The sequence below is a fragment of the Amycolatopsis mediterranei genome (assembly GCF_026017845.1).
GTDB classification, from domain to species: domain Bacteria; phylum Actinomycetota; class Actinomycetes; order Mycobacteriales; family Pseudonocardiaceae; genus Amycolatopsis; species Amycolatopsis mediterranei.
This window is the reverse complement of the sequence record NZ_CP100416.1, coordinates 4,668,996-4,681,735: the sequence shown is the minus strand read 5'-3', so window position 1 is coordinate 4,681,735 and position 12,740 is coordinate 4,668,996. Positions and strand designations below refer to the sequence as shown.

General features: G+C 73.5%; 10 protein-coding genes. 2 read left to right on the top strand and 8 right to left on the bottom strand.

The window, feature by feature from the left end; all coding sequences use genetic code 11:
• Nucleotide 1 precedes the first annotated feature (1 nt).
• From ISP_RS21615 to ISP_RS21600, 4 genes are all read right to left on the bottom strand, one after another.
• Nucleotides 2-1,297: a type III PLP-dependent enzyme gene (locus ISP_RS21615; RefSeq protein WP_013225872.1), complete on the bottom strand. Its 1,296-nt coding sequence runs from the start codon at nucleotides 1,295-1,297 to the stop codon at nucleotides 2-4.
• Nucleotides 1,298-1,307: 10 nt separating this feature from the next.
• The gene (locus ISP_RS21610) at nucleotides 1,308-2,234 is read right to left on the bottom strand and encodes a 3-oxoacyl-[acyl-carrier-protein] synthase III C-terminal domain-containing protein (protein ID WP_013225871.1); all 927 of its coding nucleotides are present in this window, start codon (nucleotides 2,232-2,234) and stop codon (nucleotides 1,308-1,310) included.
• A gap of 144 nt (nucleotides 2,235-2,378) precedes the next feature.
• Nucleotides 2,379-5,483, bottom strand: coding sequence for a BTAD domain-containing putative transcriptional regulator (locus tag ISP_RS21605; RefSeq protein WP_013225870.1), 3,105 nt, complete (start codon nucleotides 5,481-5,483; stop codon nucleotides 2,379-2,381).
• A gap of 134 nt (nucleotides 5,484-5,617) precedes the next feature.
• Nucleotides 5,618-6,067 carry a MarR family winged helix-turn-helix transcriptional regulator gene (locus ISP_RS21600; RefSeq protein WP_230468879.1) on the bottom strand — a complete coding sequence of 150 codons (450 nt, stop codon included), beginning with the start codon at nucleotides 6,065-6,067 and terminating at the stop codon, nucleotides 5,618-5,620.
• A 63-nt stretch (nucleotides 6,068-6,130) separates the two neighbouring features.
• Here ISP_RS21600 and ISP_RS21595 point away from each other — a divergent pair, with 63 nt between their 5' ends.
• Nucleotides 6,131-6,871, top strand: coding sequence for an SDR family NAD(P)-dependent oxidoreductase (locus ISP_RS21595; protein ID WP_013225868.1), 741 nt, complete (start codon nucleotides 6,131-6,133; stop codon nucleotides 6,869-6,871).
• Here the strand turns inward: ISP_RS21595 and ISP_RS21590 are convergent.
• The 3 genes from ISP_RS21590 to ISP_RS21580 all read right to left on the bottom strand — a co-directional run bounded on the left by ISP_RS21590 (nucleotide 6,840) and on the right by ISP_RS21580 (nucleotide 8,721).
• On the bottom strand, nucleotides 6,840-7,001 hold the full coding sequence (locus ISP_RS21590; protein ID WP_013225867.1) for a hypothetical protein: 162 nt from the start codon (nucleotides 6,999-7,001) through the stop codon (nucleotides 6,840-6,842). The two genes, ISP_RS21595 and ISP_RS21590, sit on opposite strands and share 32 nt — an antisense overlap.
• Nucleotides 7,002-7,121: 120 nt before the next feature.
• On the bottom strand, nucleotides 7,122-7,916 hold the full coding sequence (locus ISP_RS21585) for an SDR family NAD(P)-dependent oxidoreductase (protein WP_013225866.1): 795 nt from the start codon (nucleotides 7,914-7,916) through the stop codon (nucleotides 7,122-7,124).
• A 4-nt stretch (nucleotides 7,917-7,920) separates the two neighbouring features.
• Complete coding sequence (locus ISP_RS21580) at nucleotides 7,921-8,721, bottom strand: alpha/beta hydrolase (protein ID WP_013225865.1); 801 nt, start codon at nucleotides 8,719-8,721, stop codon at nucleotides 7,921-7,923.
• A gap of 134 nt (nucleotides 8,722-8,855) precedes the next feature.
• Between ISP_RS21580 and ISP_RS21575 the strand changes: the two genes are divergently transcribed.
• Nucleotides 8,856-9,821: a LysR family transcriptional regulator gene (locus tag ISP_RS21575; protein ID WP_013225864.1), complete on the top strand. Its 966-nt coding sequence runs from the start codon at nucleotides 8,856-8,858 to the stop codon at nucleotides 9,819-9,821.
• 33 nt (nucleotides 9,822-9,854) lie between these two features.
• Here ISP_RS21575 and ISP_RS21570 read toward each other — a convergent pair whose 3' ends face one another.
• Entirely contained in the window at nucleotides 9,855-12,563 is a 2,709-nt protein-coding gene (locus tag ISP_RS21570; protein WP_013225863.1) for a BTAD domain-containing putative transcriptional regulator, read from the bottom strand.
• Between the last annotated feature and the right edge of the window lie 177 nt (nucleotides 12,564-12,740).

Genomic DNA, 12,740 nt, shown 5'->3' with positions numbered 1-12,740 from the left:
CCTAGCGCTCCGCGCCCACGGCGACCGGCGGCGCGAACTCGTGCAGGTGCTGGCGGCGCAGCAGGTCCGCGGGCTCGTCCCGCTCGCTGACGAGGTAGTGCCGTCCACAGTGGACGATGACTTCGGCCGGGTAGCCGTGGCTGAGGAACAGCACCGGTGACGCCGTCGGGCCGTAGGCACCGGACCGCGTGACGCCGACCAGGTCGCCCGGGCGGACCGGCGGCAGCGCGGCCTTCTTCGCGAGCACGTCGTTGGGCGTGCACAGCGGACCGGTCACCTGCCAGGTTTCGGTGGCGGGTTCGTCGATGCGGTTGAGCAGCCGGATCGGGAAGTCGCGCTTGACGTAGGACCCGATGCCGACGGCGGCCATGTGGTGGTTCGTACCACCGTCGGCGACGGCGAAGTTCTGCCCCAGCGAGGTCTTCGTGTAGCGGACGCGGACGACGTAGGTCCCGGAAGTGGCGGCCAGGTACCGGCCGAGCTCCATGACCAGCCGGGTCGCCGGGTGCCGCTGCGCGAACTCGTCGATCACCGGGTTGAGCAGCGAAGCGAGCAGATCGCGGTCGAGGTCCCGTTCGCCGTCGAAGTACGCGACCCCGAGGCCGCCGCCGACGTCGACCATGTCCAGCGGGAAGCCCAACCGGCGCGAGACGCGTTCGGCGAGCTCGAAGATGCGCCGCGTGTTTTCGACGATCGGCTCCTCGTCGAGGATCCGGGTGCCCATGTAGACCTGCACGCCCATCAGCCGCAGGTTCGGGTGCCGGTCGACGAGGTCGGTGGCGGCGAGCAGCTGTTCTTCGTCGATGCCGAACTGGCGTGGCTTGCCGCCCATGGTGAGGCCCGAGCCCTTGACCGCGAAGCTGGGGTTCACGCGCAGCGCGACCCGCGCTTCGATCCCGCGTTCGCGCGCGAGCTCGTCGAGGATCTTCAGCTCGCCGAACGATTCGCAGACGACGGTGTAGACGCCTTCGTCCAGGCACGCGGCCAGTTCCGAGGTGCTCTTGCCGGGGCCGAGGAAGATGATGTCCTCGCCGGCGACGCCGGCCCGGCGCGCGGTGATCAGTTCGGCCATCGACGAGACTTCGGCCCGGGCACCGTGGGCGTGCAGCAGCGCGCACACCGAGATGTTCGGATTGGCCTTGAGCGAATAGAAGATCTCCAGCCGCGGGTGCAGCTGCTCACGGAGACCCAGCAGCCGGCCGCCCAGTTCGTCACCGTCGTAGACGAAGAGCGGGGTGCCGTAACGCTCCGCGAGTTCGGCGATGCCGACGCCGGAGATCTCGAATTCGACACTCATGCAGCGCTCCTCATTTCCGGAAAACCATGGCGGAGAACGTCGACCCCAGGCCGACGGAAATCATCAGGTAGTGGGCCCCGGGCGCGATGAGCCCGAGACCGTCCGCGGCGTGGTGGTTGAGAAAGGGGTCGGCGCAGAAGCAGTGCCCGGTCGTCCCGACGTTCTGCAGGAAGATCTTCGAGCGCGCGATGCCCAGCGCCGCGCTCGCGCGGACCCAGGAGATCTTGTTGACGTTGTGCGGCAGCACCAGGTCGATGTCGTCGGCGGTCAGCCCGGCGGCGGCAATGGCTTCGAGTGCGACCTCGGCGACCGCGCCGGGGTAGATCTGCCGGAACTCCGCGGCTTGTTCGTCGTCGAGGATGACTTCGCCGCCCGGGCCGCCGAGCGTGGTGGTGGCGTAGCCGAGCATCGTGTCCTGGTCCTCGCCCGGCCCGACGAGCACCGCCGCGGTGGCCTCCCCCATGATCGCGACGTCGGGAATGACCTGCGCGGAATGGGTGAACGCCTTTTCGCCGGTGAGGATCAGGGCGAGCGCGTCGGGATCGCCGTCGGCGGCCAGCAGCGTGCCGCACAGGTCGACGGCGAGCAGCCCGGAGGCGCAGGCGTGGTCGGTGAGGGTGAACAGGGTGGCGTGGGTGAGCCCGAGCGCCTCCCGCACGTCGATCATCGGGTCGACGGGGTACGGGTTCGCGGCCGGCATCGTCTTGGCGCGGACGACATAGCGGACGCGCTCTTCCTGGCCGCGCAGGGCATCGAGCTTGCTGACCGCCCCGAGCACCATGTCCGCTTCGGACTCGTCCGACCGGCAGACCTCGTCGAGGCCGTACATCCGCCGGAACCGGCGCAGCTGCCCGGCGGAGAGGGCCAGCTCGTCCTGCAGCGATTCGATCGCCACGGTCGTCGGCACGTAAGTGGACACCGCCACCAGCGAAGTCATCGCGCCGTCAACTCCCCTCGGGTCCACCACCGGTTTTCGGTCCGGCCAAGAATCGCGGCGCGCGCTGACGGGGCACTGACGGCCCACTGACCGGGAGATCAGGCGCGCCTAACGAAGCCCTGGCGCACCTTTTTCCGGGCAGCGCTAAGCGTGGATTTCCCGGCGCACCGCCGGCGTTTCCGCCAACGCGGCCAGCGCTTCGGCTTCGGCGGTTTCGTCGGCCAGATCGCGCGCCAGCTTCACCGCCCGTTCGTGGTGCAGCACGGCCTCGGCGTGGCGGCCGAGCGCTGCGTGCACCCGGCCCAACGCCGTGGTGGCGGTGCGTTCCCACCACCGGTCGCCGACCTCCTGGGCCAGCGTGACGGCCTGGCGGAGGCAGTTCGCCGCCTCCGGTACGTCGCCGTCGGCGTGGTGGACCGTGCCCAAGCCGGTCAGCGCCAGGCATTCGGCCCAGCGGTCCCCCGCGGCGCGGGCGTACTGCAGGCCGCGTTCGAGGTGCCGGCGGGCGTGGCGGGGTGCGGCCGTGAACCCGAGCCCGATGGCGGCCAGCGCTTCGCCCCAGCAATCGCCGACCTCCTGGGCCAGGTCCAGCCCGCGCCGGAACTCCGCCGCGCTCTCCGCCCGGCGGCCGGCGTGGTAGTGCAGGTCGCCGAGGCCGACCAGGGCGCGGGCTTCGCCGCACCGGTCACCGGCCGCGCGGTAGAGCTCGACCGCGTGGCGGTGGTGGGTGAGCGCTTCGTCGTGGCTGCCGCCGCGGGCGTGGATGAACCCCAGGTGGTTGTGCGTCTTGGCCTGTCCCCACAGGTCGTGGTTCGCGCGGTCGAGCGCCAGCGCGCGGTGGTGCTGGGCGACCGCCTCCGCGAAGTCGCCGCTGCGCCAGTGCCCGAGCCCCAGGTTCTTGCGCAGTTCCGCTTCCGCGATCGGATCGCCCAGCTCGCCGGCCACGCGCAGGGCGAGCCGGTGCGTCCGGATCCAGTCGTCCACGTGCCCGCGGACGAAGTAGAACCGCCACAGCGGCTGGACGAGCTGCCAGCAGTGGTGCGGCCGGTCCCGGCCCGCGGCCGCGGCGGCGACCGCGGCGAGGTTCTCCCGTTCGGCCTCCAGCCAGGCGAGTGCCTCGGCGGCGGTGCCGAGCTCCGGACCGCACGCCGGCGGGGACCCGGCGGGCCGGAACCGTTTCCTCGTCGGCTCCAGCACGTCCGCCGCTCGCCCGGCGACGTGCAGGTAGTAGTCGAACATCCGGCTCGCCGCCGCCTCCCGGGCCGCGGTGGGGGCGGCGAGACCGGTGGCGCGGGCGTGGTCGCGGATCAGGTTGTGGAACCGGTAGCGCCCGAGCGCGGGCTGGGACAGCAGGTGGACGTCGACGAGTTCCTCGAGGAGCCGTTCGGTCTCCCGGAGTTCGCGGCCGGCGATCGCCGCCGCGGCCACGGCGTCGACGTCGGTGCCGGGGAATTCGCCGAGGAGCCGGAACAGCCGTTGCTGCGGCTCGGTGAGCTGGCGGTAGGACAGCGTGAACGCCGCCCCCACGCTGCGGTCGCCGGTGCTCAGCTCGGCCAGCCGCCGGTGCTCGTCGCGCAGCAGGCCGGCCAGGTGGCTGACCGTCCACAACGGACGGTCGCGGAGCCGGGCGGCGGCGATCCGCACGGCGAGCGGCAGGTAGCCGCAGAGCCGGGTGATTTCGCCGGCCGCCGGATCCGGCCCGACGCGGTCCGGGCCCGCGACCCGGGTGAGCAGCTGCGCGGCTTCGGCCGGCGCGAGGACGTCCAGCGACACCGTCGTCAGGACGTCGATGCTGGTCAGCCGGGCCCGGCTGGTGATCAGCACGAGCGAGCCAGGGCCGCCGGGCAGCAGCGGGCGCACCTGGGCGGCGTCGGCCGCGTCGTCGAGCACCACCAGCGCGTTGCGGCCGACCAGCAGCGACCGCCAGAGCGCGGCGCGCTGGTCGAGCCGTTCGGGGATCCGGGCACCGTCCACGCCGAGCTGGCGCAGCAGCGAGTCGAGCGCGGCCTCGGGGGCCAGCGGGCCGTCCGGGCCGTGGGCGTGCAGGTCGGCGAACAGCTGCCCGTCCGGGAAGCGGTCGGCGAACCGGTGGCCGAGGTGCACGGCCAGCGCGGTCTTCCCGACGCCGGCCATCCCGCAGATGCCGTACACCGCGGCCGGGCCGGCGGCGCCGGTCAGCAAGCCGGTCTCGGCCACGCGCCCGACGAAGTGGCCGACGTCGCGCGGGAGGTAGTTGCCGGTGCCGAAGGGCTGGGCCGCGGCGGGAACCTCCTGGCGCAGGACGTGCAGCTGGGCCGCCCGGACCTCCGGCCCGGGCTCGATGCCGAGTTCGCTCGCCAGCCGCGCGTGCAGGGCGTCGAACAGCGCGAGCGCGGCCGCCTGCCGCCCGCTGCCGGCGAGGGCGACCATGAGCCGGGCGTGCAGGCCCTCGTGCATCGGTTCGTCGTCGCGCATGGTCTCCAGTTGCGCGACGACCTCGTCGTGCCGCCCGAGGGCGATCCCCGCGTCGGCGTAGGCGAGGGCGGTGGACAGCCGCCGCCGGGAGAGGGCGGCCACGGCGGAGTGCCGGTGCAGGGCGTCGTGACCGGCGAGCACCGGGCCGCGCCAGCAGGCCATCGCCGCGTCGAGGGCGCGGAAGGCGCTTTCGCGGTCGCCGCCGGCCTGGGCGGCCTTGGCCTCGTCGAGCCGGGCGTCGAACCGCAGGACGTCGAGCTGGTCGGGCGTGCCGTCGAGCCGGTAACCGCCGCGGCCGGTGGCCCGCAGCTGCAGCTGCGGGTGCAGCAGGGCCCGCAACCGGCGCACCGCGCCCCCGATCAGGTCGAGGTGCGACCGAGGCGGCCGGGCGCCCCAAAGGACGTCGACGATGTCGTCCACGGCGACCGCCCGGTTCGGCTGCAGGGCCAGCAGGCCGAGCAGCCGCGCCCAGCGGGTGTCCCCGAGGTGCTGCGGTGCACCGCCGACCTCGACGAGCAGCGGCCCGAGGACACCGACCCGGGTGGTGGCCGCGGCCGGCGTCCCCGGCTCGGGTTCGAGCGCGGCGATCAGCTGCCGGATCGACGCCGTCCGCGGATTCCGCGTCCGGCCGTGTTCGAGGTAGCGCACGGCCCGGACGCTGACGCCGGCCCGCCGCGCGAGTTCGGCCTGCGTGATGCCGAGCTCGCCCCGGCGCCGCCGGAGCAGCGCCGAAAACGGCTCCCCCGCCGCGGCGGTGTGTTCGGTGTGCGGAAGGCCTCCCCTGCCTGTGTCCACCCCGTCGATTCTGCCAGCGCCGGGGCGACCGTGTCCGGAATATCACCCGGGCACCCGGCAACCGGACCAGGCCCGGCACCCGGTCGGCGGACGCGGGCCGGGTGCCACGACGAGGGGCGCAGCACCCGCCGCGGTCAGGCCGGCGGCTCCCCGAAGGCCTTCAGCAGCAACCGGTGCAACGTCTCCCGCTCGCCCGGGCTCAGCCGGGCGAGCAGCTCGCCGGTCACCGCGCTCGACACCTCCTCGACCGTGCCCACCGTGGCGCGGCCGCGCTCGGTGAGGGTGAGGACGTGCCGGCGGCGGTCCTCGGTGTCGCGCTCCCGCGACACCCAGCCCGCGGCCTCCAGCCGGTCGAGCACCTTCACCAGGTCACTGCGGTCCAGGCCGAGCCGGTCCGCGACGCGCTGCTGCGACAGCGGACCGGACTCGCCGATGCAGACCAGGACGTAGTAGTCGCGCAGGGCGACCCCGTGGCCGGCCAGCGCCGTGTCGATCCGGCCTACGCCGCTGCGGTGCAACTGGCCCATCACGTAGGTGGGCCAGCGCAGCAGCGCGCGGGGCCGTTCGGGCGAGGAAGCGGACATGCCGGCGAGCATATGGGGGGCCGCGGGTTGGCACAATTGTAGGAGATCCCTACAGTAGGGCTCATGAACGAAATTCCGATCGCGCTGGTCACCGGCGCGAGCCGGCCGGAGGGTCTCGGCTTCGCCGTCGCCCGCGAGCTGGCCATCCGCGGCCACCACGTCGTCCTCGCCGGCCGGCACCTCGACCGGACCCGCACGCTGGCCGGGCAGCTCGCCGGCGAAGGGCACTCCGCCGACGCGGTGCGCCTCGACGTCACCGCCCCGGACGACGTCTCGGCCTGCGCGGAATTCCTCCGCGGCCTCGCCGGCCGGCTCGACGTGCTGGTCAACAACGCCGCCACCATGCCCGACTTCGCCACGACGTCCCTGCTCGACGCCGACCTCACCGCGGCCCGCACCGCCTACGACGTCGACGTCCTCGGCAGCTGGGCGCTGGTGCAGGCCTGCCTGCCGCTGCTGCGGGCCGCCCCCGCCGCCCGGATCGTCAACGTCTCCAGCGGCGCCGCCGCGCAGATCGCCGCCGGAACCGCCCTCCGCGAAGGCGTCCGCTCCCCCGGCTACTCCCTGGCCAAGTACGCCCTCAACGCCTTCACCGCGACCCTCGCCGCCGAACTGCGCGAAACCGGCATCCTGGTCAACGCCGTCGACCCCGGCTCGGTCGCCACCCACCCCGAACGCGGCGACGACGCCGACGACCGCTCCCCGGCGGAAGCGGCCCTCGACGTCGTCCGCGCGGCGACCCTGCCGGCCGGCGGGCCCACCGGCGCCCTGCTCAGTGCCGGCGACCCAGCGCTTCGCGCTTGACGAACCCGATCACGCCGGTCGCGACGAACAGCACCGCGCCCACGATGATCAGCCAGAACAGGCTCTTGACGACGATGCCGAGCACGACCAGGACGGCCCAGACCACGAGCAGGGCGATGATGATTCCCATGGCGATTCCCTTCTGAACTTCTCAGCAGGGAAATACCCCGTGGCCGGCGTGTCTACTCCCGGGCAAAGGCCCTTCCGGGGCCGGCTCCGGAAGGGACCACGGGGTGAGCCGGGCCGGCACTCAGTGGGTTTCCGTCGCGTAGCCGCCGTCGATGGCGAGGGTGGCGCCGGTGATGTTGCCCGCCACCCGGTCGCTGGCCAGGAACGCCACCAGGTTCGCCACTTCGGCGGGCCGGGTGAACCGGCCGGTGACGGCGTGCCCGGCCGCTTCCTCGGCGACCGAGTCCGGGTTCGCGCCCGTGGTCGCGGCGAGGGTTTCGGCCACCCCGCCGGCGCCGAGCCACAGGTCCGTCGCGACCGGGCCCGGGTTGATCGCGTTGGCGCGGATGCCGCGGGGCCCGAACTCCTTCGACACCGACTTCGTGAAGTTGACCAGTGCCGCTTTCGCCGCGCTGTAGTCGATGACGCCGGGGTCGGGCAGGATCGCGTTGACCGAGGCGACCGTGACGATGCTGCCCCGGCCCGCGGTCACCATCGTCGGCAGCACCGCCCGCGTCGCCCGGACCGCGCTCAGCAGGTTCAGCGTCACCGACCGCGTCCACTCGTCGTCGGTGACCAGCAGGAAGCCGTTCGGCCGCGGGGTGACGGCGCCGACGTTGTTGACCAGGACGTCGATGCGCCCGAACTCGGCCAGGGCCAGCTCGGCGAGCCGGCCCGGGCCGTCGGCGGTGCCGAGGTCGACGGCGAGTGCGTGCGCTTTCCCCGCCTGGACGAGGGCATCCAGGTCCGGTCCCGGCTCGCGCGCGCCGGCCACGACGTGGGCGCCTTCCGCGACGAGGGCTTCGGTGACGGCCAGGCCGATGCCCCGGCTGGCTCCGGTGACGACGGCGACCGCGCCGGTCAATCCGAGGTCCACGGGCCTAGACCCCCTGCTCGCGCAGCCAGCCGAGCACGGCGTCGGCGACCTCGCGCCAGCCGCTGTCGATGGTGAGCGAGTGCCCGCGGCCCTCGAACTGCTTCAGCTCGGTGACCGCGGTGGAATCCCGGTACTGCTTGAAGGTCGAGCGGGTGACGACGTCCGGGACGGTGTGGTCCGCGGTCCCGGAGATCAGCAGCAGCGGGCCGCGGTCCGCGCGGTGGGTGTCGACCTGGGCCTGGGAGTGCAGCACGAAGTTCGCCGCCGCGGCCTGGAACAGCGGCCGGGCCGGGGACGGGATCGTCCAGCGCCGGAACAGTTCCCCCGATTCCTCGTCGGTCAGCGCGTTGCCGAAGCCGAACCGGAACTCCTTCTCGGTCAGCGACACGGACCGGTGGAGGTTCGCGGGGTCGCCCAGGGCCGGCAGGCCCGCGCGCAGCTGGGCCAACGGCAGCGGCAGGACGCCCTTGATCTGGGCCGGGTCGATGGCGACGCCGGCGAGGCCGATCCCCTGCCCCAGCAGCTTTTCGGTGATCAGGCCGCCGAAGGAGTGCCCGATGATCACCGGCGGCCGCTCGAGGCCGGCGATGATCGACGCGTAGTGGTCGGTGGCGTCGTCGATACTGGTGTCCGCGACGGCGTCGGGGTTCTCCCTGGCCAGCTCGACGGTTTCGGGCTCGTGCGGCCAGCCGGGCGCGACGGGCGCGTACCCGGCCGCCCGGAAGTGGTCGATCCAGGGGGTCCACGAGGTGGCGTGCAGCCACAGCCCGTGGATGAACACGACGGGGGTGCCCGGTTCGGCCATCGGATCCTCCAGTTCGTCCGGGTGGTCCCCGAAGCCAACCCGACGGGCGGCCCGCCGTCCAAGACCCGTTGTGCCCGGATCGATAGCCGTGGTGGCATCGTTGGCGCTCCCGACCCTTCGCGCGGAAGGCCCGCATGGACCTCGACCTCAGGTTGGTGCGGTATTTCGTCACCGTCGCCGACGAACTGCACTTCGGCCGGGCGGCGGCCAAGCTCTTCATCAGCCAGCCGACGCTGTCCAAGCAGATCCGCAAGCTCGAAACCGACGTCGGCGGCGCCCTGCTGGTCCGCGACAGCCGCCACGTGGCCCTGACCCCGCGCGGCGACCGGTTCCTGCACCTGGCCCGGCAGCTGCTGGCCACCGCGGACCAGATGCTGCGCGAACCCGCCCCGCACCACCTGCGGATCGCCCACATCTTCGAGCTGGACACGGGCCGGGTGATCGCGGACGCGTTCCACACCGACCATCCCGGCGTCCGGCTCGTCCAGAGCCAGCTGGACAGCGCCCGCCAGCTCACGGCACTGCTCGAGGACCAGCTCGACGTGGCGATCATCCGCGTCACCCGGGCGATGAAGGCGGCCCACCCGGCGGGCTGGCAGCACCAGCTGCTGCGGCTGGAGCCGTTCCGCCTGGTCGGGCGGCCCGGCGACCCCCGCCGCCCGGCGGTGTCGGTGCACGAGCGTCCGATCGAGGTCTTCGCGGACGCCCCCGGCACGGCGCTGTACAACGTGCACGGCCGGTACTTGAGCTCGCTGGAGCAGCACACGGGCCTCGGCCTGCGCTGGCTGGGCAACCCGGGCACGTTCGACACGTGCCACGCCGCGCTGACTCGGGCGCCGGACAGCGCTTACCTGCTGGAGTTCGAAAGCTACGCCCGGCGGTACGAAGATCTCGGGATCCCGACGTACCGGCCGCAGGAGCTGCAGCCGGTGTACCCGTGGTCGCTGGCGTGGCGGGCGGGCGGGCGGTCGGAGGCCGTCCGCGCGTTCCTGGAACTGGCCGGGGAACTCGCGGCGCGGCTGCACTGGCTGCACCCCGAGCGGGCGGCCGGGGTGCCGCTTTGGGCGCCGCCGGAGGACCTCGCCGTCGCCACCGGGTGAACGACGGCCACCCGGCCAGGCGGTGCACCACGATCATGCCGCCGTGCGCGGGTCGTCGCCGGTGGCGGCCAGCCGCTCCTGCACCCGCGCGTGGCGGAACTGGTACACGCCACCGGCCTGTCTCAGCACTCCTCGCCGGTGGGCGTCGTCGAGGAAGTGCATCAGGCGCCACGGCAAGCGGCCCGTGGCCGCCAGCCACAGGTGGTTGACGAAGTAGTTGCCCCACGCGCGGGTCACCAGGACCGCCAAGCCGATGCCTGCGCCGAAACACACGCCGACCACGATCGGGGCCACCGGGTTCGTGGCCGCCGGGAACACCTGGCCGCCCGCCAGCGCGCCCGCCACGCCGTAACACGCCGCCGCCACTGCGCGGCCCATGAAGAAGCCGAACGACGCGCCCGCCACCCCGCCCGCGACGGCCAGCGCCAGGTCGAAGCGGCCGCCCAGCACCGGCAGGAAGTGCGTCTGCGCCGTGAACGCGAACGCCATCCCGTCGAACAGCCCCAAGGACACCAGGAACGACACCGACAGCGCGATCGCGCCGGTCCGTTCGTTGCGCAGGATCGTCCGCGGGCTCGACACGCGGCTCGCGTCGACCGGTTTCGCCAGCCACACGTGCACCGCGAACACCAGGCCGAACACCAGCGCCAGGAAGACGACCAGGCCCGTCGCCAGTGACCAGCCCAGGCCGAGCAGAACGCCCACCGCGGCACCGATCGCGAAGCGGCCGGCGAACTTCCGGGCCGCGCCGGCGAACCGCAGCTCCGTGCGCAGCGGCTCCGGCGGACGGCCGAAGCGGTGCGTCAGGGCGGCGGCGCCGCCGAACGATACGCCGTAGATCGCCGCCAGCACCGGTCCGTCGTCGACCCAGCCCGTGATGACGAAGAAGAACGCGATCAACGCGCCGGCCAGCCCCGACCGGGTTCCGGCGGGCACCGTGCGGTACAGCTGCCACCAGGCCAGGTCGCGGCTGCGCGCGCGTTCGAGGTGCCGGGCCAGGAAACCGAGCCAGCGGGTGGCCTGCTCGGCGGTATAGCGCCCGGACGGGCTCGTCTTCGGGTTCCGCCCCGGCGGCTGCGGCACCTGCGCGTAGGCGTTGGGGACGAAGGAGTCGAGCAGCTGCCCTTCGAGGGCCGCGGCGTCTTCGGCGGCGAGCAGGTCCGCGGGATCGGCCGGCGGACGGCCGTAGCCGATCCGCGCGAGGTCGACCATCAACGGCGTCCGCAGCACCCGGGCCAGTGCGGCGTCCGGATCGCGGCGCAGCCGGTCGGCGACGGGACGCCAGCGGTCTTCGCCCTGCCGCGCGGCCAGGTAGGTGATCGCCTCCTGCCGGACGACCGGTTCGAGCCGCACCACCGTGGCGGCGCCGAGCACCGTGCCGGACTCGCGCGTCGCCTGCTCGTACTCGGCGGAGCGGCAGGTGAGCACCAGCGAACGTCCTGCGCCCATGGTCTGGTCCAGGGCGTCCAGCGCGGCGATCCGCAGGTCGGCCGGCATCTCGTCGAGGCCGTCGAGGACCGGGACGACGTGGCCGCCGAGGACGAGCCGGGTCGGGGCGTCGGTCCCGTACTCGCGGGCGTTGAGCAGCGCCGGGTGGTCGTCGGCGAGCCGGGCCGCCAGCCACCGGTCGAGGTGCTCCCGCCGCGGATCCCACGACGCCAGCGACAACAGGACCGGGACGGGGGCGTCCGGGGTGCGGGTGCGCAGCAGCTCCAGCGTCAGCATCAGGGCGAGCACCGATTTGCCCGAGCCGGGAGCGCCGAGCACGACCAGCTGCCGCACGGGCAACGCGGTGAACGTCGCCGCGACGTCGTCGAGGTCGCCGCGCAGCGCGGGTCTCCCGGTGCGCGCGACCGCCGACCAGCGCAGCCTGATCGGCTGCGGCCGGTGCAGTGAGCGCAGCTCGGCTTCGGCGCGCCACTGCCACGTGACGGCTTCGGCCAGCTCCGTGATCGCCCGGTCGAACCGGTGCTGCGCCGGGGATTCCGGCTCGGCGTCCTCGGCGCCGGGCGCGGCCTCGGCGAGGATCTGCTCGTGGAGCCGCCGCAGATCGGGGTTCGGGTCGACGCCGAGTTCGTCGGCCAGCCGCCGGCGCAGGCCGTGGAACAGCGTCGACGCTTCGGAGTAGCGGCCTTCCTTCGCGAGGGCGCGCATGAGGAGCAGGTGGGACAGCTCGCGCATCGGGTGCTCGCCGCAGAACTCCGTCAGGTCGCGGACGACTTCCCCCGTTTCGCCGAGCCGCAGCCGCCATTCGGCGCAGAGTTCGACGGCGTCGGCGCGTTGTTCGTCGAGCAGCGCGGCCCGGCCGGCGAGCGTGGTCGTCCGCAGGCCGTCGAGCGCGGGACCGCGCCACAGGGCGAGCGCGGTGCGGATTTCCTCGACGGCGTCGACGAGTTTGGCCTGCCCGGCCAATCCCCGGGCCACGGCGACGTGCCGGCGGAAGCGGAGGGAGTCGAGATCGTCGGCGTCGATCTGCAGGCGGTACCCGGGACCGTCGGTGACGATCGCGCCGCCGAGCTCGCCGAGCCGGCCCCGCAACGCGGAAACGCAGTTGCGCACCTGCTTCACGGCCGTCGCCGGCGGCTCGTCGTCCCAGAGCGCGTCGATCATGCGCTCCACCGGGACGACCGCGCCCGCGTTGAGCAGCAGCACGGCGAGCGCGCGCTGCTGGCGCGGGCTCGCCAGGGTGACCCGGCTCCCGTACGCCGTCACTTCCAGCGTCCCGAGAATCCGGAACCTCATCGCAACCCCCTGGTCGTCAAGGCAGGCCCGGCTTCGAAACGCGCAGGTGGAGCGGCGAATGCCGGCGCGAGGACGAAACGAGGACGGCGTCGGGAACCCTAGGGGCACGGTGACCGAGGGGAACTGCCGGGGCGACCCGGTGGCGGGCGCGTCGTTGGGGGTCGCGCCCTCCACCGG